Raw genomic sequence first — 23,551 nt, 5'->3', positions numbered from 1 at the left:
CCCACGTTGCAGGAGGCAGCGCATGCAGTGGTTCGCCTCGACGCTGGCGCGGTATCCGGAGCTGGCGGTCTACCTCGCGCTGGGCATCGGCTACTGGATCGGCGGCATCCGCGTGCGCGGCTTCACGCTCGGCGGCGTCACCGGCTCGCTGCTGGCCGGCATGGTGCTGGGCTGGCTGTTCGCGGTGCCGGTCGCTGCGACGGCCAAATCGCTGGTCTTCCTCCTCTTCCTGTTCGGCATCGGTTACGAGGTTGGCCCGCGATTCCTGTCGGCGATGAAGGGCGACGGCTGGCGCTTCGCCGCGCTGGGCGTGTTCATGCCGGTGGTGGGACTCATCTCGGCGGTGATCGTCGCGAAGATGCTGCGTCTGGATCCCGGCCTCGCCGCCGGCATGATCTCCGGCGCGCTCACCGAATCGCCGGCGATGGGAACGGCCAGCGAGGCGATCCAGGCGCTGCCGATCGACGCCGCCACGCGCGAGCGCTACCTCGCACACATCGGCGTCGGCGATGCGCTGTGCTACGTCTCCGGCGCGCTCGGCGTGATCCTCACCTGCACCGTGTTCGGCCCGAAGCTGCTGCGCCTGGATCTCGCGGCGCATGCGCTGGAGGTCGAGAAGCGCTATGGCATCAGGCGCCAGCGCCACGGCGTCGCGCCCGCGTGGCAGCCGTTCGAAACGCGCGCCTACCGCGTTGCGCCCGCCGCGCCGATCGCCGGGCTGCCGGTCGCCGCCGCCGAGCGCCTGATCGTTGGCGCGCGGTTGTTCGTGCACCGCATCCGTCGCGACGGCGCGCTGGTCGAGGTCGACGCCGACAGCGTGATCCACGCCGGCGACGTCATCGCCGTGGGCGGGCGTCGCGACGTGCTGGTGCACGTGGTCGGCGAGCGCGGCGAGGAAGTCGACGACGCCGCGCTGCTCGACATCCCCATCGCCTCGCACGAGGTGTTCATCGGCAAATCGCGCTGGACCGGCCGCACGCTGGAGGAGATCGCCGCCAGCGACGAGGTGCATGCGGTGTTCCTGCGGCGCATCCGGCGCGGCAGCCAGGACATCCCCATCGGCACACGCACCACGCTCGAACGCGGCGACGTGCTGACGCTGGTCGGCCCGGAACCCGCCGTGCTGCGCGCGGCCGACGTGCTGGGCGAGATCGTGCACGCGAGCGACGCGACCGACTTCGTCGTGGTGGGCTTCGCGATCTTCCTTGGCGCGCTGTTCGGCATCGTCGCGTCGGTGCCGATCGGCGGCATCACGATTTCCGTCGGCACCAGCATCGGCGCGCTGCTGGCGGGCCTCGTCGTCGGCCACATCCGCGGACGACGCCCGCTGTTCGGCCGCGTGCCCGACGCCGCCGTGAAGCTGATGCAGTCCTTCGGCCTGGCCGCGTTCGTGGCGATGATCGGCATCGGCGCGGGGCCGCACTTCCTCGTCGCGCTGCGCGAATCCGGCATCGGCCTGTTCTTCGGCGGCCTGCTGGTGACGATGACGCCGCTGCTGCTGGGCCTGTGGTTCGGCCGCAAGGTGCTGCGGATCGACCCGCTCCTGCTGCTCGGCGCGATCTCCGGCGCGCAGACCTTCACCGCCGCCCTCGCCGCGGTCCAGGAGAAATCCGGCAGCCCCGTCGCCGTGATCGGCTACACCGGCGCGGTCGCCGTGGCGCACCTGTTCCTCACCACGTGGGGCACGGTGATGGTGATGGTGATGGTTTGAGCGTTCAGCCAGGCGGGCACGAAACCTGCCGGGCTTCGATGCCCCGCAGGTTGGGCCAAGGGCCAATTGAGCCGGCGCGCGATCGGCGTAGAAATCGGCGGTGGACGGGACGCATCGGACGAGCCGGGCGACCCACGCCGGAACCCACGAGGATCCATCGATGAACAAGCCGACGCTTCTGAAATCGCTGTCGCTCGCCGCCGCACTCGCCGCCGTCCTGGCGGCGTCGTCCGCCTCCGCCGCCGATGGCGACAAGAGCAAGATCAAGGGCCTCATCACGTCCGTGCAGGGCGACACCATCGTCGTCAAGGATGCGAACAACGCCGAGCAGACCATCACGCTCTCGCCCGCCACCACCTACAAGAAGACCAAGGGCCTCACCGGCGTGGTGCACGAGAAGGTGCAGCAGGGCGCGCTGATGCCCGGCCTGCCGGTGACCGTCGACGCGGTCGCCGCCGGCAGCGGTTTCAACGCGACGGAGGTGACCTTCAAGTCCGAGGACTTCCGCACCGCGCAGCAGGTCGAAGCCGGGCTCGCGCCCACCACCGCGCGCATGAACGAATTCGGCAAGTACGAGGCGCTGGCCACGGCCGAGGTGCTGTTCGATTCGGGCAGCGCGAAGATCAACGCCGCCGGCAAGTCGAGCCTGGACGAATTCGCCGCGAAGGCGAAGGAAACCCAGGACTACCAGGTCGTGCTGCAGGGCTTCACCGATTCAACCGGCAATGCCGAAGCCAACCAGAAGCTCAGCATGCGCCGCGCCAACGCGGTGGCCAGTTACCTGCAGCAGAACGCCGGGCTCCAGCCGGGCCGCGTGCGCGCCGGCGACGGCATGGGCGTGGCGACCGACGCGGGCACCGGCAGCAACGCGGGCGCGCGCAAGGTCGTGGTGAAGCTCATCGTCGACAAGGGCGTGCAGGCCGGCAAATGACGCAGCCGTCGCGAAGGCGGGCCACCTCCCCCACCCGCCTTCGCGCAGTGGAGGTTCCATGCGCATCCTGATGCTACGCGCGGCCATCGCCGCATTGTTGCTGGCGACACTCGACGTCGCCGCCTCGCCGCTGCAGGCGCCATCGACGCCATCGGCGGCGTCGAACACCGCGTCCTCCGGCACGTTCACCCGCGAGGAACTCGACCAGATGATGGCGCCGATCGCGCTGTATCCGGACGCATTGCTGGCGCAGATCCTGATGGCGTCCACCTACCCCGGCGACGTCAACGACGCGGTCGCCTGGTCGAAGGCGCACAAGGACGCCAAGGGCGAGGACGCGGTGAAGCAGGTCGCGTCGCAGCCGTGGGATCCGAGCGTGCAGTCGCTGGTGGCGTTCCCGCAGCTGCTGGCGGTGCTCGGGCAGGATCCCAAATGGGTGCAGCGCATGGGCGATGCATTCCTCGCGCAGCCTGATGCGGTGATGGAATCGGTGCAGCGACTGCGCCGCCAGGCCGATGCCGCCGGCAACCTCAAGTCGAACGAGCAGCAGAAGGTCACCAAGGAACCCGCGCCCGCCGGCAGCACGGCCGGCGCCGCGGCCCCGCAGACGATCGTGATCGAATCGGCGCAGCCGGACGTCGTCTACGTGCCCAGCTACAACCCGAGCGTCGTCTACGGCGCGTGGGCGTGGCCGTCGTATCCGCCGTATTACTACCCGCCGCCGGCGTACTACTACCCGGGCGGCGCGCTGATCAGCTTCGGCATCGGCATGGCCGTGGGCGGCGCGTTGTGGGGCGACCTGGACTGGGGCCACAGCGACATCGACATCGACGTGGACCGCTACAACGAGTTCAACCGCAACACCGAGCGCAACTCGAACCGCAACGTCAACCGCGATGGAACCGGTCGCGACCAGATCAGCCGCGACGGCAAGTGGCAGCACAACGCGGCCAATCGCGACGGCGTGCCGTATCGCGACAGCGCCAGTCGCGAACAGTTCGGCCGGCAGCTGGACGGCGCGGGACAGCGCGATGCGGCCCGTGGACGCGACCCGGCTCGCAATGCCGAGCGCGACCGCGCACGGCAGTCGATGGAGCAGCGCGGCTTCGAAGCGCCGGCGGCGAGCAACCGCGAGGCGCAGCAGCGCGCCGGCCAGGCCTCGCGCGATTTCTCCTCCGGCAACCGTGGCAGCGGCGACTTCCAGCGCCCGGGCAATACGGGCATGAACAACGCCTCCACCCGCCAGGCCGCGCGCGACCAGCACGCCGGTTCGCGAGGCGCGGGCAATTCCGGCGCCTTCGCCGGCGCCAGCAATCCCGCGATGTCCCGCAGCGATGCCGGCCGTGGCCAGCGCAGCATGCAGCAGTCGCAACGTCCGGCCGCCTCGCGCGGTGGCGGGCACCAGATGAGCCGTCCTTCGCGGCCGCCGATGCGCGGCGGTGGCGGACGTCGCCGTTGAGCAGGAGAACCCCATGAGCGCATCCGTCCGCTGGCTCCCGCTCGTCCTCGCGTTGTCGCTGGCGTGGCCGGCGAGCGCGCAGGAACCCTTCCCCACGCCCGATGCCGCCGCGCAAGCGCTGGTCGCCGCACTGGGCACGAAGACCGCCGACGAGGCGAAACTCACCGCGCTGCTCGGCCCGAGCTGGGAGCAGGTCGTGCCGCGTGGCAGCGTCGATCGCGAAGACGTCGATGCCTTCCTCGCGCGTTATCGCGAGAAGCACGCCTTCGTGCAGAAGGACGCCACGCACCAGATGCTGGCCGTCGGCAACGACGCGTGGACCCTGCCCGTGCCGCTGGTAAAGGGCGCAAGCGGGTGGACCTTCGACGTGAAAGCCGGCGAGCCGGAAATCCGTGCGCGCCGCATCGGCCGCAACGAACGCGAGGCAGAACAGGCCGTGCTCGCCTACCACGACGCGCAGGTCGATTACGCCTCCGCCGATCGCAACGGCAACGGCGTGCTGGAGTACGCGCAGAAGTTCGTCAGCAGCGACGGCCAGCACGACGGCCTGTACTGGGCGGACGACGACGGCGAGGAAAGCCCGCTCGGCCCGCTGTTCGGCGACGACACGCCCAACGGCGAATGGCACGGCTACCGTTACCGCATCCTCACCGCGCAGGGGCCGTCGGCGCCCGGCGGCGCGTACGACTACAAACTCGGCGATGCGATGAGCCGCGGTTTCGCGCTCGTCGCCTGGCCGGCGAAGTACGGCGACACCGGCGTGATGAGCTTCATGATCAGCCACGAGGGCGAGGTCTTCGAAAAGGACCTCGGCCCGCAGGGCGAGCAGGTCGCGCGATCGATGAAGGCCTTCGACCCCGACAGCAGCTGGGTCGAGGTGAAGGACGCCCAGACCGCGGGCACGTCCAGGTGATGCATGTGGAGAGCGCCATGAAGCTGCCCGCCCTCGCCTTCGCGCTGGCGCTCGCGCTGGCCGGAATGTCGCCCGCGCGTGCGCAGCAGGCGGCGGAAGTCGACCCCAAGGCCATCAGGGCGTTGTCGCAGATCGGCGAAAAACTGCGCGGCCTGCGCGAATACACCGTGTCCGCCGACGTGAAGACGCGCGCGCCGCTGGCGTCGGGGCAGTACAAGGATTTCGCCGGCACCGCGAAGTACCAGGTGCGCGCGCCGGACCACCTGCATGCGTCCATGCGCGGCATCGGGTTCGATCGCGACATCGTGTTCGACGGCCGCACCATCACCGTGTTCTCGCCGGCGCAGAAGCAGTACGCGCGCATCCAGGCGCCCGGCACGCTGTCCACGCTCGTGTCCACCGTCGAGCAGCGCACCGGTTTCCGCATGGTGCTGGCGCAGCTGTTCACCTGGGACGACCAGGCGCGGATGCTCGAAGGCGCCGAACGTGCGAGCTATTCCGGCGAAGCGCTCGTCGGCGGACGCCGCTGCGCCCATTACTCGTACAAGAAGGCGGGCATCGCGTGGGAGGTCTTCGCCGATGCGCAGCACCTGCCGTGCAAGCTCGCCTTCGTCGACACGCGCGACGCCGGCCTGCCCGGCTACACCGCCGAACTGTCGTGGGTGGAACGCGCGACGCTGCCGGATTCCACGTTCGTCTTCACGCCGCCCGCGGGGGCGAGCGAAGTCGGTTGGGACGCGTTCCGCGGGCGCTGAGCGCCGCTCTTCGCTGTTGCAGCTGTTGTAGCCCGGGTAAGCGAAGCGCACCCGGGGACCCGCGCGCCATCCCGGGTGCGCTGCGCTTACCCGGGCTACAAGAGCCACATGGGTGAAGCTCTAACACGACACCCTGAATCCGTCATCCCCGCGAAGGCGGGGATCCATGTGTCCGACGCGTCATGGCCGACGGCGAGTGGCGCGCATCCGGAGCAAGCTGTTGTAGCCCGGGTAAGCGAAGCGCACCCGGGGACCCGCACGCCATCCCGGGTGCGCTGCGCTTACCCGGGCTACAAGAGCCACAAGAAGCGTCACAGATCGCTACGACAGCAAGCGCCGCTCAATCATCGCCAGCCTCCGATTCCACCTCCGGATCGAACACCAGGATGTCGCCCGGCTGGCATTGCAGGTAGCTGCAGATCGCCGACAGCGTTTCGAAGCGGATGCCGCGCACTTTCCCCGACTTCAGCAGGGAGAGGTTCGACTCGGTGATGCCGATGTGCTGCGCGAGGTCCTTCGAGCGGACCTTGCGCAGGGCGAGCATGACGTCCAGGCGTACGATGATTCCCATGCCGCGCTCCTAGACGATGGACCGGCTGTCGTCTTCGAGCCGCGCGGCCTCGTCGAACAGGCGCGCCACCAGCCAGAACAACGCGGCGACCAGCAACGTCACCAGATCGCCGCCGTCCAGACGGAACCGCAACGCGCCCTGCGGAATCGACTGCGCCGCCATCGCCACGGCGGGCATCGCCGCGCGCGCCAGCGTGGCGAGCAGGAAGCACAGCGCGAAGCGTCGGAAATGCCGCGTGGCGTCGGCCGAGAACATGCGCTCGCGACCGACACGGCCGAGCATCCGCGCCAGTTCGAACATCGCCGCGCCGATCAGCAGCGCGATCGCGATGGCCGTGCACGCCGCCCAGGTCGTCGGCATGTCGCCGGCTTCCAGCGTCGCGGCCACGAAGCGCCCGCCCCAGCCATGCAGCGACAGCATCGCGGCGAAGGTCGCCATGACATAGAACGCGCCTGCCGCCAGCGCGGCGATGCGCAGCACGCGCGCATGCCGCGCCAGGCCCATTGACATTCCTGTATCACGCATATTAGTTTCTGTTTTACAATAATTTATATCCGATCAACAAATACTAACATGGCAACCCCCAGCACGCCCCGCTTGGCCCCGTGGGCCTTTTCGCTTCTCCTCGCCCATGGCGTCTGTGTGGCGGCCCAGCCGCCGGCGACCCCGGCGGCCACCGCCATTTCGCCCGCCTTCGAACAGGCACTGGACGACGCCGACGGGGGCGACGTCTTCGCGCTGGAACGCCACGGAACCACCAGCGCCGATGCCCGCCTGAGCGCGATTGCGAACGCGCGCATCGCCGCGGCACGACTGCGCGCGAAGGACGCCATCGCCCTCGCCCGTCCCGTCGCCGACGACGAAGACGCCCCGCCCGCGCATCGCGCCCGCGCCTTCGCGGTGCTTGCCGATGCGGCGTTCACCGCCGGCGATTACGCCGACGCGGCGACCGCCGCCGACGGCTGGCTCGACGCGCTGAACCGGACCCGCGCGCCGCAGTCCGAACGCGACGACGCGCAGCGCCTGGGCGCCTTGGCCCGCGCGTTGTCGACCGCGCCGAAACAGCGCATGCACTCGCTCGTGCCCGCGCCGGCCGCGACACGTCGCGACAAGGTCGGCCTGTCGCGCGCCGATGCCACGGTGAACGGCCACGTGCAGGAAGCGGTGCTCGACACCGGCGCCGGCCTGTCGGTGGTCTCTCAGCGCACGGCCACGCGGCTGGGCCTGCGCATGCTCGATGCGGCGGCCACGATCGACAGCGCCAGCCGCGACGCCGTGCCCACGCGCATCGGCATCGCCGAGCGTTTCGCCTTCGCGGGACTGGAGCTGCGCGACGTCGCCTTCCTCGTGCTCGACGACAGGCAGCTCGAGCTGCCGGTGCCGGGCGGTTACACGATCGACGCGATCATCGGTTTCCCGGTGTTGCGCGAATTCCGCCGCCTTCGCTTCGAACGCAGCGGTGCGCTGGTGCCACAGGCGCCGGTGCATGCCGAGGCGACGACGGAGAACCTGCGCATCGTCGCGAGCGCGCTGTACGTCGATGCGAAGCTGCGCGATGTACCGGTGGCGTTGCACCTGGACACCGGCGGGCCGCGCTCGTCCCTGTCGTCGCGGTTCGCCGCGCGCCATCCGCATTTCGCCGACGGGCTACCGCAGCAGGACGAGCGCATGGCCGGCGCGGGCGGTGCCACCACGCGCCGGGTCGCGCGTATCGCGGATGCGGCGCTCGACCTTGCCGGCCGTCGCGCGATGTTGCCCGAGTTGACCATCGTCACGAAGGACGGCGAAGACGTGCAGGCGCAGAACTTCGGCCTGCTCGGCGGCGACGTGCTCGACCAGTTCGATTCGTGGACGCTGGACTTCGATGCGATGACGTTCGAGTTGGGGGCGCCCCGATAGCCGTCATCCTCGCGAAGGCGGGGATCCATCGGTCCGGCGTATCGCGCTCGCGGGCGCGTGACGCGTGCACGCATGGATTGCCGCCTTCGCGGGAATGACGATCAGGAGCGGGCCGCCGCACACCAACGCCCTCGCTGAAGAATCTTCAACCCAGCGAAACATCTGCGAGCGCAGCCGTTTCGCGATGCGCCAACGCGCGCCGCACACCGCCGCACGCGATGGCATCGTTCTTGCGTTCTTCCCCTGCGTACGCCAAGGAGAAGATCGCGATGAGCCTGGACCTTTCCGATATCCGCGGCTGCCCCATCGAACGCCAGCGTTTCACCTGGCGCGAGCTGGCGGGCAAGCCGATCAGCAAGCTGGACGATGATGCGTTCACCCGCGTGCGCATCATCCTGATGAACGGGCTGGAGCTGGAAGCGCTTCGCTTCCAGCACGCCGCCGCACGCATGAACGCGGACCTGCGCCTGCCATTGGCGAAACTGCGGCGGGTCGAACACCACCAGGCCACGGCGATCAACTGGCTGCTCGGCGCCGATCATTCGCCGCTGGAAACGACCATCGCCTACGAGCAGGTCGCCATCGAAGTGACCGCCGCCGTCGCGCAACGCGAACCGGACCCGTACCTCGCGCAGACCTACCGCTACGGCCTGCTGGAAGACTTCGACCACATGTACCGCTATTCGGCGATGCTCGATCGACTGGAAGGCAAGGACGCCAACAACATCCTGCAGTGCTACACCGACATCCTGCCCGGGCGGCCCACGGTGGTCGAACACCGCGATCCCGAGGACGACCTGCGCACGCCGTTCGACGCGAAGACCGCCGATCCGCTGTCCAAGCTGCATGCGCTCACGATCATGGCCGCCGAGCAGCAGACGCACAATTACTACATGAACATCGGGCCGCTGTTCAGCGATCCACTCGCGCGCCTGCTCTATGCGGAAATCGCATCGATCGAGGAGCAGCACGTCACGCAGTACGAATCGATCATCGACCCCAACCAGACGTGGCTGGAACAGTGGCTGATGCACGAGCTGATGGAGGTCTACAACTATTACGGCTGCGCGCAGCAGGAGAGCAACCCGCGCATCAAGGCGCTGTGGGAACGCTTCCTGGATTACGAGCTGGGCCAGCTGCAGTTCGTGTCCGGCCTGTTCAAGGACATCGCGCGACGCGATCCGGCCGAGCTGATCCCGGCGAAGCTGCCCGACCCGATTCCCTTCGAGAGCCAGCGCGATTTCGTTCGCGAGACGCTGCTGGCGGAGGTCGACCTGCGCGCGCGCGGGCCGGACTACGTACCGAAGGAGGAGGAAGGCGAAGCGAGCCAGCGTTATCGCGCGCACCTGAACTCCGAAGGCTCGCCCACCGAAGCGGTGGCCGAGGATTACCGGTTCCACCCCGGAACCGAACTCAACCGGCGCATCGCATAGGAGGCTGTCATGCAGGACCGGATCAAACTCGGCGCGAACCGCACCGGAATCGCCAGCTCGCCCATGCACTCCGAGGCGATGCTCTCGGGCCTCGACCTGCAGGAAGGCAGCCCGCACCCCGCCATCGGCGCGGCCGACCTGCGCGCCTCGTATCGCGACGAAGCCGAACCCGTTGGCTCGATGCCGCCGCCCAACACGCTGCGCGGCGTGGTCGGCGCCGTCGGCGAATCGCTCAAGGGACGGCGCATGCACATCCTCCTCGACAAGCTCGGCGAACGCGCCGCGTACGAGCGCTCGGGCGTGCGGCTGTACGACGCGTTCCTGCAGCGTCTTTCGGCCGCCGTGGATGCCGCGTTGCCGGGCGATATGAGCATCGAGACGGTGCAGGCCATCCGCAACGACGAAGTGGCGCACTTCACGCTGCTGGTGGAGGCCATCGAGAAACTCGGCGGCGATGCGACCGTGCAGACGCCGTGCGCCGACATGACCGCCGTCGCCGGCATGGGCCTGATCCAGGCGATGAACGAGGCGCGCGCGACGCTCGCGCAGTCGCTGCAGGTGTTGATGACCGCGGAACTGGTGGACGTCGCGTCGTGGGAACTGCTCATCTCGCTCGCCACGCAGCTGGACCAGGACGAGCTTGCGCGGCGCTTCGCCGTCGCACTCGATCACGAAAACATGCACCTGGAACGCGTGCGCGGCTGGCTTGAACTGGCACTAGAAAACGATGTCGCACTGCTCGCGCCGGATCCGGACGACGCGTGATTTAACTGCGTTCCGACACGCATCGGACTGGCGTCTGGCGACGCCGGTCCGGCTTGTTCAGCCATTGGACGTGCCTTTCACATCGGCCGGCGCAGCGTCGTCATCAGTTCATTCGATGCGGCAGCGAGCCATGCCCTGCAACCAGCGCACAACGGCCGCCGTCCTGGCGGCCGCGCTGTTCTTCCTTCCCGAAGGCCACACCGCACCACCCGCCCCGCGCGATGGCGACTGGCCGATGGCCACGCTGGATTACGCCAACACGCGCTACAGCCCGTTGACGCAGGTCGACGCGCGCAACGTGTCGTCGCTCAAGGTCGAATTCACGTTTTCCACCGGCGTGGCGCGCGGCCAGGAAGCCGCGCCGATCATCGTCGGCGACACGATGTACATCGTCACGCCCTTCCCCAACGTCGTGTACGCGCTTGACCTGAGCCGACCGGGCGCGCCGACCAAGTGGAAGTACGAGTCGCGCCCGAGACCCCCCGCGCAGGGCGTCGCGTGCTGCGACGTGGTCAATCGCGGCGTCGTGTTCTGGGAAGGCCGGATCATCTTCAACACGCTCGACGGCCGCACCATCGCGCTCGACGCGAACGACGGCAAGCGCCTGTGGGAGACGCAGCTGGCCGACATCAATATCGGCGAGACCATCACGATGGCGCCGATGGTGGTGAAGGGAAAGGTGCTGGTCGGCAACTCGGGCGGCGAGTTCGGCGTGCGTGGCTGGCTGGTCGCGCTGGACGCGAAAACCGGCAAGACCGCATGGAAGGCGTGGAGCACCGGCCCCGACAGCGACGTGCTCATCGGCCCCGCCTTCAAGCCGTACTACGCGAGCGAACGCGGCAAGGATCTGGGCAAGACCACGTGGCCGCCGGACGCGTGGAAGATCGGCGGCGGCACCGTGTGGGGCTGGATTTCCTACGACCCCAAACTCGACCTCATCTATTACGGCACGGGGAACGCCGGGCCGTGGAATGCCGAGCAGCGCCCCGGCGACAACAAGTGGACGGCCGGCATGTTCGCGCGCGATCCCGACGACGGCCAGGCACGCTGGTTCTACCAGTTCAGCCCGCACGACCTGTTCGACTACGACGCGATCAACGAGAGCGTGCTGGTGGACCTCAACATCAACGGGCAGCTTCGCCCGGTGATCGTGCGCCCGGAGCGCAACGGCTACCTGTACGTGATGGATCGCGCGACCGGGCAGCTGCTGTCGGCCGACGCCTTCGTGCCGGTGAACGCCATCGATCGCGTGGATCTCAAGACGGGACGGCCGCACTGGAACACGGAGAAACAGCCGTCCAGCGGAAAGGTCACGCGCCAGATCTGCCCCGCCGCGCCCGGCGCGAAGGACTGGAACCCGTCCGCGTGGTCGCCGCAGACCGGACTGCTCTACGTGCCGCACAACAACCTGTGCATGGACTGGCAGCCCAACGAGGTGAACTACATCGCGGGCACGCCATACGTCGGCGCCGATGCGGTGTATTACGCCGGGCCCGGCGGGAATCGCGGACTGTTCACCGCGTGGGATCCGGTCGCGCGCAAGGCCGCATGGCAGATCAGGGAAGACCTGCCGGTGTGGAGCGGCACGCTGACCACCGCGGGCGGGCTCGTGTTCTACGGCACGATGGACGGCTGGTTCAAGGCCGTCGACGCGCGCAGCGGCAAGCTGCTCTGGCAGTTCAAGACGGACTCCGGAATCATCGGGCAACCGGTGAGTTATCGCGGCCCTGACGGGCGCCAGTACATCGCGGTGCTGTCGGGCATCGGCGGCTGGCCCGGCGCCGTCGTGGTGAACAACCTCGACACGCGCGATGCCACCGCCGCCGCCGGCTGGGGCAGCGCGTTGCCGGACCTCAAGGACCGCACGACCGCCGGGGGGACGCTGTATGTCTTCTCGCTGCCGCGTTGAACTCGTCGCGCTGGTCACCGCGATGGCGTTGATCGCCAGCGGTTGCGATCGCGAGCGCCGTGCGTACCACCAAGCGCCGGAGGGCACCAACCCGGGCCCGGCGCTCACCGATTTCCAGCCCGGCTCGCCGCAGCCGAAGGTGGCCAGCGCCATCGGCCAGCAGTACCAGCAGAACGCGTACCACATCACCCAGGGCGGGCGTCTGTACCGCTGGTTCAACTGCAACGGCTGCCACAACAACGGCGGCGGCGGCATCGGCCCGGCCTTGATGGACGACCAGTGGCGCTACGGCGGCAGCATCGACCAGATCCATTCGAGCATCATCGAAGGCCGCCCGAACGGCATGCCGGCGTGGCACGGCAAGCTCACCGACATGCAGGCGTGGCAGATCGCCGCGTACGTGCGCGCGATGTCGGGCAACGTGTCCAAGGCCGCGGCGCCGAGTCGTCGCGAGGGCCTCGCCGCGACGCCGCCGTTCACGCAGGTGCCGGAGCAGCCGCCGCGCGGCAGCGAGGCCTCCGCGCAGAGTCCGCCGCCGCAATGAAACGATGCCTCGCATTCGCCGCGTTGCTGATGCTCGCGCTGTCGGCGCACGCGGGCGTGCAGTCGATGCTCACGCCCGCGTCCGACCAGTCCGAAGCGATCGACCGCGTCTGGCAGATCATGGTGTGGGCGTGCAGCACGATCTACCTGTTCGTGCTCGGCGTGCTCGCCTGGGCGATCTGGCGCCGTCGTCGTGCGCTTGCGAGCGAAGGCGCGCGCCACGACCCGATGCTCGCGCGTGCGCTCGCCGCGTGGGCCGTGCTCGTCGTCGGGTTGCTGACGTGGTTCGTCGCCATCAGCTTCCTCGCCGATCGCCGGTTGCACGGGAGCGGCTCGGGCGATGCGAAGCCTGACCTGGAAGTGCGCATCACCGCGCGCCAATGGTGGTGGCAGGTCGAATACCTCGACCACGACGTCTCGCGTCGCTTCACCACGGCCAACGAGCTGCGCCTGCCGCGCGATCGCACGGCGCGGATCGAGCTGCGCTCGGGCGATGTCATCCACAGCTTCTGGGTGCCGGCGCTGAGCGGCAAGGAAGACCTCGTGCCCGGCCGCACCAACGCGGTGTGGATCACGCCGCGACGCGCCGGGGAATTCCGCGGCCAGTGCGCCGAATTCTGCGGACTGCAGCACGCGAAGATGGCGCTCGACGTGCAGGTTGCCGAACAGGCGCGGTTCGACGCCTGGCGCGCGCAGCAGCTCCAGCCGGCGCCCTCGCCGTCGAATGATCGAACCCTGCATGGATCGGAAGTCTTCCAGCGCTCGGCCTGCGGCAACTGCCACACGATCCGCGGCACGCCGGCCGGCGGTCGCACCGGGCCGGACCTCACGCACCTGGCGAGTCGACGCACGCTCGCCGCCGGCTCCTTGCCGATGGAACGCGACGCCCTCGCCCGCTGGATCGCCGACCCGCAGCATCCCAAGCCCGGCAACCTGATGCCCGCCGTGCCGCTCGCCCGCGAAGACGCCGACGCGCTCGTCGATTACCTGATGGAACTGCGATGAACGCCGCGACCGACCGCCTGCAGGCCACCTGGTCCGATCCGCCCGGCTTCATCGGCTGGCTCACCACCGTCGACCACAAACGCGTGGCCAGGCGCTACATCGCCACCGCGCTGGGCTTCTTCGTGCTCGCCGGGCTGCTCGCGCTGGCGATGCGCACGCAGCTGGCCGTATCGGAAAACTCGCTGATCGGCCCGGACCTGTACAACCAGATGTTCTCGCTGCACGGCTCGGCGATGATGTTCCTGTTCGCGGTGCCGGTGATGGAAGCCGTGGCGGTGTACGTCGTCCCGCTGATGGTCGGCACGCGCAACATCTCGTTCCCGCGCCTCAACGCCTTCAGCTACTGGGTGTACCTGTTCGGCGGGATCATGATCTTCGTCGCGTTCTTCATGGACGTGGGCCCGGAGGCCGGCTGGTCCGGCTACGTGCCGCTGTCCTCGTCGGACTTCTCGCCCGGCAAGCGCACCGATTTCTGGGCGCAGATGATCACCTTCACCGAAGTGGCCGCGCTGTGCGTGGCGGTGGAGATCATCGCCACGGTGATGACCATGCGCGCGCCCGGCATGACGCTGGCGCGCATCCCGCTGTTCGTGTGGGCGATGCTGGTGACCAGCTTCATGATCGTCTTCGCGATGCCGGCGGTGATGCTGTCGAGCAGCTTCCTGATCTCCGACCGCCTGGTCGGCACGCAGTTCTACAACGCGGCCGAAGGCGGCGATCCGCTGCTGTGGCAGCACCTGTTCTGGTTCTTCGGGCATCCGGAGGTCTACATCATCTTCATGCCGGCGCTGGGGATGATCTCCAGCATCGTGGAGACCTTCGCGCGCCGTCCGATCTTCGGCTACGTGCCGATGGTGCTGGCGCTGGTGGCGACGGGTTTCCTGGCGTTCGGCCTGTGGGTGCACCACATGTTCGCCACCGGCCTGCCGCCGATGGGCAACAGTTTCTACACCGCCGCGAGCATGCTGATCGCCGTGCCGGCCGGCGTGCAGATCTTCTGCTGGATCGCGACGCTCGCCACCGGACGGCTGCATTTGCGCGTCGCGCTGCTGCACGTGATCGGCTTCTTCGCGCTGTTCGTGCTCGGCGGGCTCACCGGCGTGATGCTCGCGTCCGTGCCGCTGGACCTGCAGGTGCACGACACCTATTTCGTCGTCGCGCACTTCCATTACGTGCTGATCGGCGGCGCGGTGTTCCCGCTGGTGGGCGCGCTGTACTACTGGTTCCCGAAGATCAGCGGCCGGATGCTCAGCGAGCGCATGGGGCGCTGGCAGTTCTGGCTGTTCTTCGTCGGCTTCAACGTGACGTTCTTCCCGATGCATTACCTCGGGCTCATCGGCATGCCGCGCCGCGTGTACACCTACCCGGCCGGCATGGGCTGGGACCTGTACAACTTCATCTCGACCGTCGGCTCGTACATGATCGCCGCGAGCGTGCTTCTGCTGGTGATCAACATCGCGCGCTCGCTGCGCAAGGGCGAGGCCGCACCGGCCGACCCATGGGGTTCGCCCGACCTCTCCTGGGCCGTGTCGAGCCCGCCGCCGTCGTACAACTTTGCGCACATTCCGGTGGTCACCGGCCGCCATCCCCTGTGGGCGGACGACAACGCCACGCCCGAGCCGCGCCTTCCCGTCGCCGAAGGCGTGCGCGAGGACCGACGCGAGGTGCTGCTCACCACGCCGGTCGATGCGACGCCTTGCTGCCGGTGGGCGCTGCCGGATCCGAGCATCTGGCCGTTCTGGAGCGCGCTGGCGATCACGGTGCTGTTCGTGTGGTCGATCTTCGACCAGTGGGGGATCGTGTGGGGCGCGATCCCGCTGGCGATCACGCTGACGATCTGGTTCTGGCCCAAGCGCTCCGACCCGAGCCTGAAGCACGACGAGGACGAACACACCGACGAAGGCCGCGACGACGGGGAGCCACGCCATGCGGCATGACCCCACCGCGCGCGAGCCCGTCGCCGTCACCAACGTGGCGGGCCTGCGCGACTACGCGTTCGGCTCGTCCACGATCAGCTGGTGGGGCGTGATGGGCTTCATGCTCATCGAAGGCACGGCGTTCGTGCTCGCGATCGGCGCGTACTACTACCTGCTGCACAACGAAACCACGTGGCCGCCGTCCTCGTCGCCACCGCCGCTGTTGTGGGCCACCGTGTTCACCGTCGCACTGGTGCTGACGGAAATCCCCAACGTGTGGCTCGGCCGCAAGGCGACGCAGAAGCAGAACGCGGCCGTGCGCTGGGGCCTGCTGCTGATGACGCTGCTGGGCCTGGCGACGCTGGTGCTGCGCGCGGTCGAGATGGACGCGATGAACGTGCGCTGGGACCGCACGGCGTACGGCTCGATCGTATGGGCGCTGATCGTGCTGCACACGATGCACATGCTCACCGACGTGTTCGACACCGGCGTGCTCGCCGCGCTGACGTGGTCCAAGCCGTTCGGCGGCCGCAAGCATTCGGGGGTCGCCGACAACGCGATGTACTGGCACTTCATCGTCTGGGGCTGGGTCGCGATCTACGTCGTCATCTACTGGACGCCGCGATGGGTATGAACGTCCTGGGCACCAGTCGCTTCGCGCCGTGGGCCGCGCTGGTCGCCGCGCTCGGCGGCGAGGCGCTGCACCACCAGCTGCTGGCGGACATGCTGCGTTTCCAGTGCGAGCTGGGCTCGCTGGTCATCGGCCTGGGCGTCGCGTCGGTGTCGTGGCTGCTGATGGCATCGGGCAGTGCGATCTCGTGGTTCGCCGTGCGCGGCGACGACGCGCATCCGCACCTCCAGACGCGCCGCTTCACCGCGCAGCTGGGCTGGCTGGCGTGCGCGCTGTGCGCCGTGGGCGTGGCGTGGCAGACGCTGGCGACGTGGCTGGTGCCGTCGTGCCCGTGATCGCGCGGCGCGCCGTTCGAAGCGTCGCGCTCGCCTGCGTCGCGGCCGCGATTCCGTCGCTGGCGCATGCGCACGGCGAACCGCTGAAGCCGCTGACGTGGACATTCGATCCCTGGATCGTCGTGCCGCTGCTGCTCAGCCTGGCGTGGTTCGTCACGGGCCATGTGCGGCTCACGCGGCGTTCGTCGAACCCGTCCGCGCATCGCGCCAGCCTGTTGTGGTTCATCGGCGGGTGGATCGTGCTCGCGGGCGCGCTCGTCACGCCGCTGCACGCGGCCGGCGAGCGTTCCTTCGCGGCGCACATGCTGGAACACGAACTGCTGATGCTCGTCGCCGCGCCGATGCTGGTAATGGCGCGTCCGGTCGCGACCGCGCTCTGGGCGCTGCCGCACGGGTGGCGCCTGGCCTGGGCGAACGCCGGCCGGCATGGCGCGATTGCCGGCCCGTGGCGCCTGCTCACCGCGCCGATCGTCGCGACGCTGCTGCAGGCCGCCGTGCTGTGGCTGTGGCACGCGCCGGCGGCGTTCGACCTCGCGCTCGCAAACCCCGCCTGGCACATCGTGCAGCACCTGTGTTTCCTCGTGTCGGCCCTGCTGTTCTGGTGGGCGATGCTGATGGCGCGCCCGCTGCGGCTGGGCGTGTCGGTCGGCTGCCTGTTCTTCACCGCGACGGTGAGCGGCGCGCTGGGCGCGTTGATGGCGTTCTCGCGCGGGCCCTGGTACGCCGGCTACAGCGCGCTCGGCCTCGATGCGTTCGGCATGAGCCCGACCGAAGACCAGCAGCTTGCCGGCCTGCTGATGTGGGTGCCGGGCGGGCTCGTGCACGCCGGCGCCGGCATCGCGCTGCTCGCGCGCGGGCTGGTGTCGGACACGGCGCGGCGTTCGGGCGTCGCAGGGCTCGTGCTGCTGGCGGCGTTCGCGGCGCCGCGTGCGCATGCCGACACCCTCTACGTCTCCGACGAAGCGCAACACGTGCTGCACGTGCTCGCCGACGACGGCCGCGTGCTGCGCACCATCGACACCGGCAAGCGCCCGCGCGGCCTGCATGCCAGCCGCGACGGCCGCTTGCTCTTCGTCGCCGCGAGCAACGACCACCGCATCGACGTGATCGACCTGCGCAGCGGCAAGCGCACCGGCGAGCTGCCGTCCGGGCCCGATCCCGAACAGTTCGCGCTGAGCCCCGACGGCCGCTGGATGTACATCGCCAACGAGGACGACGCGAAGGTGTCGTTCGTCGATCTCGCATCGCGCCGGATCGTCGCGGAGGTACCCGTCGGCGCGGAGCCCGAAGGCATGGCCGCGAGCCCCGACGGCCGCTGGGTGATCTGCACGTCCGAAACCGCGAGCGTCGTGCACTTCATCGACGCGCGGACGCGGCAGGTCGTCGACAACGTGCTGGTCGGCACGCGCCCGCGCGATGCGGTGTTTTCCGACGACGGCCGCTGGCTGTGGGTGTCGTCGGAAATGCGCGCGACGGTGTCGGTGTTCGACATGCGCACCCGCAAGCTGGTGCGCACGATCGATCTGGACCGCGACGACAACGCGCCGATCGGCGTGCAGGCGGTCGGCATCGCGCTCTCGCCGCGCTACGACCGCGCGTTCGTCGCGCTCGGCCGCGGCAACCACGTGGCCGAAATCGAGCCGGCCAGCGGGAAGATCCTGCGGTATTTCCCGGTCGGCCAGCGCACGTGGTCGGTCGCGTTGTCGCGCGACGGCAAGCGGCTTTACGCGGCCGCAGGCCTGTCGGGGGATCTGACGATCATCGACCTGGTGCGCAACGTGCCGATGAAAACCGTGAAGCTCGGCGGCAAGCCGTGGGGAATCGAGGTGACGCCATGAAACGGCTCGCGTGCATCGCCATGCTGTTGGCCGCCGCGAACGTCGCGGGCGCTCGCGAGCTGCGCGTGTGCGCCGACCCGAACAACCTGCCGTTCTCGAACGCACAGCGCGAGGGGTTCGAGAACGCGATCGTCGAGGTGATCGCGCGCGATCTCGGCGCGGACGTCGAGTACATCTGGTGGGCGCAGCGGCGCGGCGCGTTGCGCAACACGCTCAACGCCGGCAAGTGCGACGTGGTGCCGGGCATCGCCAGCAGCATGGAGATGCTCGCGACCACGCGCCCGTATTACCGCGGCACGTACATGTTCGTCGCGCGGCGCGATTCGCCGTGGCGTGCCGTGGCGACGTTCGACGATCCGCAGTTGCGCGATGCGACGATCGGCGTGCAGCTGGTCGGCGACGATGGCGCGAACACGCCGCCGGCGCATTCGCTCGCGCGGCGCGGCATGGTCGCCAACGTGCGCGGCTTCACCGTGTACGGCGATTACGCGCGGCCGGATCCGCAGGCGGCGATCGTCGATGCGGTGGCCGATGGCCGCGTCGATATCGCGGTGGTCTGGGGCCCGACCGCCGGCTATTACGCCGCACGGCACGGCGATGCGCTGCAACTGGTGCCGGTGCAGCCGTGGCTCGACGGTCCGTTGTGGCCGATGACGTTCGACATCTCGCTCGGCGTCCGCCGCGACGACCGCGAACTACGCCGCGAGCTGGATCGCGCACTGGAGCGCAACGCGGCGGAGATCGCGGCGATCCTGGCGCGATTCCACGTCGGCAGCGTGGCGCCGCCGTGACGCTGTTGTAGCCCTTATGCCTTTGTAGCCCGTATGCCTTTGTAGCCCGTATGCCTTTGTAGCCCGTATGCCTTTGTAGCCCGTATGCCTTTGTAGCCCGGGTAAGCGCAGCGCACCCGGGGAAACGTGGCGGTTAGCGTGACAGCCCCCGGGTGCGCTGCGCTTACCCGGGCTACAAGAGCGCGCCCCGCGAAGGTGTGGAGCACGATCCCGTGCACGCCGTGCACGGTGCATTTACCGGCGACCAACGACGATCGTCCCGACGATTGCGGATAGACGGGAGCGCACGCCATGGCCGGATCCGGCCGCATGGTGGTGGTCGCCGCGCTGCTGGGCAACGCGGCCGTGGCGGCCACCAAGTTCGTCGCGGCGGCCTTCACCGGCTCGTCGGCGATGCTCAGCGAAGGCGTGCACTCGCTGGTGGACACCAGCAACCAGGTGCTGATGCTGCACGGCATCCGACGTGCGGCGCGCCCGCCCGATCCCTCGCATCCGTTCGGCTACGGGCGCGAGCTGTACTTCTGGGCGTTCATCGTCGCGCTGATGGTGTTCGCGCTCGGCTCCGGCATCTCGTTCTACGAGGGCGTCTCGCACCTGCGGCATCCGCGCGAGATGGCCAACCCGCTGGTGAACTACATCGTGCTGGGCGCCTCGCTGCTGTTCGAGGGCGTGACGTGGTTCATCGCGCTGCGTTCGTTCCACGCGGCGAAAGGCCGGCGCGGCTGGATCCAGGCGTTCCGCGACAGCAAGGACGCGAGCACGTTCACCGTGCTGTTCGAGGACACCGCCGCGATGCTCGGCCTGCTGATCGCGCTGGCGGGGATCACGGCCACGCAGCTCACCGGCGATCCGCGCTACGACGGCTACGCCTCGCTCGGCATCGGCGTGGTGCTGGCGGTCACGGCAATCCTGCTTGCGCGCGAGACCAAGGGGCTGCTGCTGGGCGAACTGGCGACGCGGCAGGTCGTGCAGGACATCCTGCGCATCGCCGGGAGCGACCCCGACGTGCGCTGCGCCAACGGCGTGCTCACGCAGCAGCTGGGCCCCGAAAGCATCATCGCCGCCCTCAGCGCCGACTTCCACGACGCACTCACCACGCCGCAGATCGAGGCCTGCGTGATGCGCATCGAACGCGCCGTGCAGCAGACGCATCCGGACGTGACCGCGCTGTTCGTCAAGCCGCAGACGGCGGAAACGTGGGCGAAACGGCGGCTCCGATGGGATCCGGACCGGGTGACGCCGGATGGGATCGATGCGTCGTAGGGCGCACGCCTATGCGCGTCCCGACGCCACGCCCTGCCCTCCGTCATCCGAGCGAAGCCGGGGATCCAACTCCCCGACGCATCACCTCCTCCGCCGAGCGCGACACGCGCACGGCTGGATTCCCGCCTTCGCGCGAATGACGGGCGTGGAGCGGATGACGAACTATGCGAAGCACCGGTGAAGACGACTACGCCACCGCGTCACGCCTGTCGAACGACGCCGGTGCGAGCGTGATGCGGGACATGCGCACGGAGCGGACCATGAGCGATTTCAAACCCATCGAACAGCAGGTCATCGTCATCACCGGCGCCAGCAGCGGCATCGGGCTGGCGACCGCCGCCGCGGCCGCGCAGCGCGGCGCCGCGGTCGCGCTGCTCGCGCGCAGCGAACAGACGCTGCATGAGCTCGTCGACGACATCAATGCCAGCGGGGGTCGCGCGATCTCCATCACCACCGACGTGGGCGACATCGACGCCATGCACGCTGCGGCGCAGGCGGTGGTCAACGCGTTCGGCCGCATCGACACCTGGGTGAACAACGCCGGCGTGTCGATCTACGGCATGCTGGAGAACACCAACCTCGAGGACGCGCGACGCCTGTTCGACACGAATTTCTGGGGCGTGGTGCACGGCAGTCTCGTCGCCCTGCCGCACCTGCGCGCGAATGGCGGCGTGCTGGTGAACGTCGGCAGCGAGGTGTCCGAGGCGGTGATCCCGCTGCAGGGCCTCTACGCCGCCAGCAAGCACGCGGTGAAAGGCTTCACCGACACGTTGCGCGTCGAGCTGGAGAACGTCGAGGACGCCAACGTGTGCGTCGTGCTGATCCAGCCCACCGCGGTCAACACGCCGTTTCCCGAACACGCGCGCAACACGATGCCGCGCGAGCCGAAGCTGCCGACGCCGCAGATCGATCCGGGCCAGGTCGCCGACGCGATTCTGCATGCGGCGCAAAAAGGCGGCCGCGACGTCAAGGTCGGTGCGATGGCGCGCGTGAACACCGCCGCGTCGTACCTGTTCCCGAAGCTCGCCGATCGCATGTCGGCCAAGCAGGCCAGTCGCCAGCAGCGCGACGAAATGCCGCGCAATCCGATGGGCACGCTGTACACGCCGGGCGAAGCCGGGCGCATCCACGGCGTCGGCGGCGAATGACCGCAGCGGGACGAGGCGTGCGCCGGCACGCCCCGCTCCGCCGCGTTACTGCCAGCGCGCCGTCAGACGGAAATCCACGCGCACCGAATCCTGCTCGTTCAGCACCTCGTCCAGCGGATGCGAGACGTCGACGCTGGCCGAGAACCAGCGCTTCTGGAAGCTCGCGCCGATACCGGTGCCGGTGATGTCCTGCGCGCCGGGGAAGTCGCTGCTCACCGAGCCGTGGTCGACGAAGGCGTAACCGTCGAGCGATTCACCGAAGCTGCGATGCAGTTCCGCGCCGACGAAATAGCCGCGCGGGCCCGACAGCACGCCGCGTTCGTAACCGCGCACGCTGCCCACGCCGCCGATCTGGAACAGGTTGCCTGACGGCAGCACGTCGTCGTTGCTGTACTGCCAGCCGGAGTTCACGCGCACCAGGTAGCGGCTCTGGCCGATCTTCTGCAGGTAGCCGAGCCCGCCGACCGCGGTGACGAAGCTGCGCGAACCGAGCAGCGGTTCTTCCGACCGCAGGCGCGACACCACCTGCGTGAGCGTCCACTCGCGGCCGGGCGAGCGACGCGACGCGCTCGCGCCGAGCGTCGCGATGGTGGATTCGGTCTCCGAGATGCGCTCGTCGGCGATGTCGGTGCTCGACTCGGTGCGGCCGGCCGACGCTATCGCCTGCACCAGCCAGGTGCGCGTGGCGACGAGCGGCTGCGTGAAATCGACCGTCAGCGCCTGCGATTCGCCGGTGATGTCGAGGTCGCGGTAGGCGCCGTTCACCAGGTTGATCTGGCTGCGCGACCAGCTCAGGCCGAGGCGCCCGTTGCGGCGGTTCACGATGCCCGAATACGAGGCCTGCCCTTCCAGGCCGCCTTCGGCGTAGGCGAGCGAGGCCGACAGGCGATCGTTGATGCCGGCCAGCCCGTTGACGAAACCCTGCAGGCCGATGCGCTCGCGGCCCGTGCTGTCGACGCCGGCGTTGTCGACGAACACGTCGAGGTAGCGGCGGTCGACTTCGTTCGCGTGCAGCACGACGTCGGTCTGCCCGACCTGCGCGCCCGGGCGCAGCAGCGCCTGCGCCTGCACGTCGGAGGTGCGGTTGAGGTAGACCAGGTCGTCGCGCAGGCGGTCGCTGTCGACCACGTCGCCCGGTTGCTGGTGGATGCGCTTGCGGATGAAGGCCTCGCGCGTCTGCGCCTCGCCCTCGATCTGCAATTCGCCCAAGCGACCTTCGACCAGCTCGACCTGCAGCACGCCGCCCTGGATCGCCTGGTGGCCGAGCACGGCGCGCGCGGTGGTGACGCCGCGCTGCGCGTAGCGGCGGTTCACTTCGGCGACGAGCGCCTGCAGGTCGGCCATGCCGACTTCGCGCCCGGTGTACGGCGCGGCGATGGCGGCGAGCTCGTCGGCCGGCAGGAACGCCGACTCGCCGAAACGCACCTCGCGCAGCACGAAGCGCACGTCGCCTTCGGCCGGTGCGGTCGTGGCCGCGGGCGCGGTGTCGGCGACCGGATCGGCGGCCGGCGCCTGCGGCTGCGATTGTTCGCGTTGCAGGTAGTAGCGCTCGGTGCGCTGCTCCTGGCTTTGCAGCGTCGAAGGCTGCGTGGTCTGCGGCGCGGCCAGTGCGTGGCCGGCGGTCGCGGCGATGAGCAGGCCGACGGCCGTGCGGGTGTGGTGCTTCATGCGGTACTGCATCCCCTGTTCGATTGCCGCGCCGCGTCCCGGCAGGACGCGACGTTGATGACGGCCG

The 23,551-nt window shown here is 69.2% G+C and carries 21 protein-coding genes; 18 read left to right on the top strand and 3 right to left on the bottom strand.

The window, feature by feature from the left end; all coding sequences use genetic code 11:
- Positions 1 to 22: 22 nt before the first annotated feature.
- From LA521A_RS08285 to LA521A_RS08265, 5 genes are all read left to right on the top strand, one after another.
- Complete coding sequence (locus tag LA521A_RS08285; protein WP_281781820.1) at positions 23 to 1,711, top strand: aspartate-alanine antiporter-like transporter; 1,689 nt, start codon at positions 23 to 25, stop codon at positions 1,709 to 1,711.
- Positions 1,712 to 1,871: 160 nt separating this feature from the next.
- Positions 1,872 to 2,642, top strand: coding sequence for an OmpA family protein (locus tag LA521A_RS08280; RefSeq protein WP_281781819.1), 771 nt, complete (start codon positions 1,872 to 1,874; stop codon positions 2,640 to 2,642).
- 58 nt (positions 2,643 to 2,700) lie between these two features.
- Complete coding sequence (locus LA521A_RS08275) at positions 2,701 to 4,101, top strand: DUF3300 domain-containing protein (RefSeq protein ID WP_281781818.1); 1,401 nt, start codon at positions 2,701 to 2,703, stop codon at positions 4,099 to 4,101.
- A gap of 13 nt (positions 4,102 to 4,114) precedes the next feature.
- Positions 4,115 to 5,014: a DUF2950 domain-containing protein gene (locus LA521A_RS08270; protein ID WP_281781817.1), complete on the top strand. Its 900-nt coding sequence runs from the start codon at positions 4,115 to 4,117 to the stop codon at positions 5,012 to 5,014.
- Positions 5,015 to 5,031: 17 nt separating this feature from the next.
- Complete coding sequence (locus tag LA521A_RS08265; RefSeq protein WP_281781816.1) at positions 5,032 to 5,769, top strand: DUF2092 domain-containing protein; 738 nt, start codon at positions 5,032 to 5,034, stop codon at positions 5,767 to 5,769.
- A gap of 340 nt (positions 5,770 to 6,109) precedes the next feature.
- Here the strand turns inward: LA521A_RS08265 and LA521A_RS08260 are convergent, their stop codons facing one another.
- Both LA521A_RS08260 and LA521A_RS08255 read right to left on the bottom strand, forming a co-directional pair.
- Positions 6,110 to 6,340: a helix-turn-helix domain-containing protein gene (locus tag LA521A_RS08260; protein WP_281781815.1), complete on the bottom strand. Its 231-nt coding sequence runs from the start codon at positions 6,338 to 6,340 to the stop codon at positions 6,110 to 6,112.
- A gap of 9 nt (positions 6,341 to 6,349) precedes the next feature.
- Positions 6,350 to 6,850 carry a DUF2975 domain-containing protein gene (locus tag LA521A_RS08255; RefSeq protein WP_281781814.1) on the bottom strand — a complete coding sequence of 167 codons (501 nt, stop codon included), beginning with the start codon at positions 6,848 to 6,850 and terminating at the stop codon, positions 6,350 to 6,352.
- Between the two features lie 132 nt (positions 6,851 to 6,982).
- Here LA521A_RS08255 and LA521A_RS08250 point away from each other — a divergent pair, with 132 nt between their 5' ends.
- The 13 genes from LA521A_RS08250 to LA521A_RS08190 all read left to right on the top strand — a co-directional run bounded on the left by LA521A_RS08250 (position 6,983) and on the right by LA521A_RS08190 (position 21,816).
- The gene (locus LA521A_RS08250; protein ID WP_281781813.1) at positions 6,983 to 8,239 is read left to right on the top strand and encodes a pepsin/retropepsin-like aspartic protease family protein; all 1,257 of its coding nucleotides are present in this window, start codon (positions 6,983 to 6,985) and stop codon (positions 8,237 to 8,239) included.
- Between the two features lie 269 nt (positions 8,240 to 8,508).
- A complete protein-coding gene (locus LA521A_RS08245) occupies positions 8,509 to 9,672 on the top strand; it encodes a hypothetical protein (protein ID WP_281781812.1) in 1,164 nt (387 codons plus the stop codon).
- Positions 9,673 to 9,681: 9 nt separating this feature from the next.
- Entirely contained in the window at positions 9,682 to 10,437 is a 756-nt protein-coding gene (locus LA521A_RS08240; protein WP_281781811.1) for a ferritin-like domain-containing protein, read from the top strand.
- 130 nt (positions 10,438 to 10,567) lie between these two features.
- Entirely contained in the window at positions 10,568 to 12,346 is a 1,779-nt protein-coding gene (locus LA521A_RS08235; RefSeq protein WP_281781810.1) for a methanol/ethanol family PQQ-dependent dehydrogenase, read from the top strand.
- A complete protein-coding gene (locus LA521A_RS08230; RefSeq protein WP_281781809.1) occupies positions 12,324 to 12,890 on the top strand; it encodes a c-type cytochrome in 567 nt (188 codons plus the stop codon). The genes LA521A_RS08235 and LA521A_RS08230 overlap by 23 nt, the downstream gene beginning before the upstream one ends.
- Positions 12,887 to 13,894: a cytochrome c oxidase subunit II gene (gene coxB, locus LA521A_RS08225; protein ID WP_281781808.1), complete on the top strand. Its 1,008-nt coding sequence runs from the start codon at positions 12,887 to 12,889 to the stop codon at positions 13,892 to 13,894. The genes LA521A_RS08230 and coxB overlap by 4 nt, the downstream gene beginning before the upstream one ends.
- On the top strand, positions 13,891 to 15,831 hold the full coding sequence (gene ctaD, locus LA521A_RS08220; RefSeq protein WP_281781807.1) for a cytochrome c oxidase subunit I: 1,941 nt from the start codon (positions 13,891 to 13,893) through the stop codon (positions 15,829 to 15,831). The genes coxB and ctaD overlap by 4 nt, the downstream gene beginning before the upstream one ends.
- Positions 15,821 to 16,444 (top strand): cytochrome c oxidase subunit 3, encoded by a 624-nt coding sequence (locus LA521A_RS08215; protein WP_281781806.1) that lies wholly within the window; start codon positions 15,821 to 15,823, stop codon positions 16,442 to 16,444. Before ctaD ends, LA521A_RS08215 begins: the two co-directional genes overlap by 11 nt.
- Entirely contained in the window at positions 16,435 to 16,776 is a 342-nt protein-coding gene (locus tag LA521A_RS08210; protein ID WP_281781805.1) for a hypothetical protein, read from the top strand. Before LA521A_RS08215 ends, LA521A_RS08210 begins: the two co-directional genes overlap by 10 nt.
- Positions 16,752 to 18,614: a PQQ-dependent catabolism-associated beta-propeller protein gene (locus LA521A_RS08205; RefSeq protein ID WP_281781804.1), complete on the top strand. Its 1,863-nt coding sequence runs from the start codon at positions 16,752 to 16,754 to the stop codon at positions 18,612 to 18,614. Before LA521A_RS08210 ends, LA521A_RS08205 begins: the two co-directional genes overlap by 25 nt.
- The gene (locus LA521A_RS08200) at positions 18,611 to 19,405 is read left to right on the top strand and encodes a quinoprotein dehydrogenase-associated putative ABC transporter substrate-binding protein (RefSeq protein ID WP_281781803.1); all 795 of its coding nucleotides are present in this window, start codon (positions 18,611 to 18,613) and stop codon (positions 19,403 to 19,405) included. Before LA521A_RS08205 ends, LA521A_RS08200 begins: the two co-directional genes overlap by 4 nt.
- Positions 19,406 to 19,696: 291 nt before the next feature.
- A complete protein-coding gene (locus LA521A_RS08195; protein ID WP_281781802.1) occupies positions 19,697 to 20,668 on the top strand; it encodes a cation diffusion facilitator family transporter in 972 nt (323 codons plus the stop codon).
- 260 nt (positions 20,669 to 20,928) lie between these two features.
- Complete coding sequence (locus LA521A_RS08190) at positions 20,929 to 21,816, top strand: SDR family oxidoreductase (RefSeq protein ID WP_281781801.1); 888 nt, start codon at positions 20,929 to 20,931, stop codon at positions 21,814 to 21,816.
- Positions 21,817 to 21,861: 45 nt separating this feature from the next.
- Here LA521A_RS08190 and LA521A_RS08185 read toward each other — a convergent pair whose 3' ends face one another.
- Positions 21,862 to 23,484, bottom strand: coding sequence for a ShlB/FhaC/HecB family hemolysin secretion/activation protein (locus tag LA521A_RS08185; RefSeq protein ID WP_281781800.1), 1,623 nt, complete (start codon positions 23,482 to 23,484; stop codon positions 21,862 to 21,864).
- Between the last annotated feature and the right edge of the window lie 67 nt (positions 23,485 to 23,551).

This window comes from Lysobacter auxotrophicus, assembly GCF_027924565.1.
GTDB classification, from domain to species: Bacteria; Pseudomonadota; Gammaproteobacteria; order Xanthomonadales; family Xanthomonadaceae; genus Lysobacter_J; species Lysobacter_J auxotrophicus.
The sequence above is the reverse complement of the archived record's forward strand: the minus strand, read 5'-3'. Positions and strand labels throughout refer to the sequence as shown.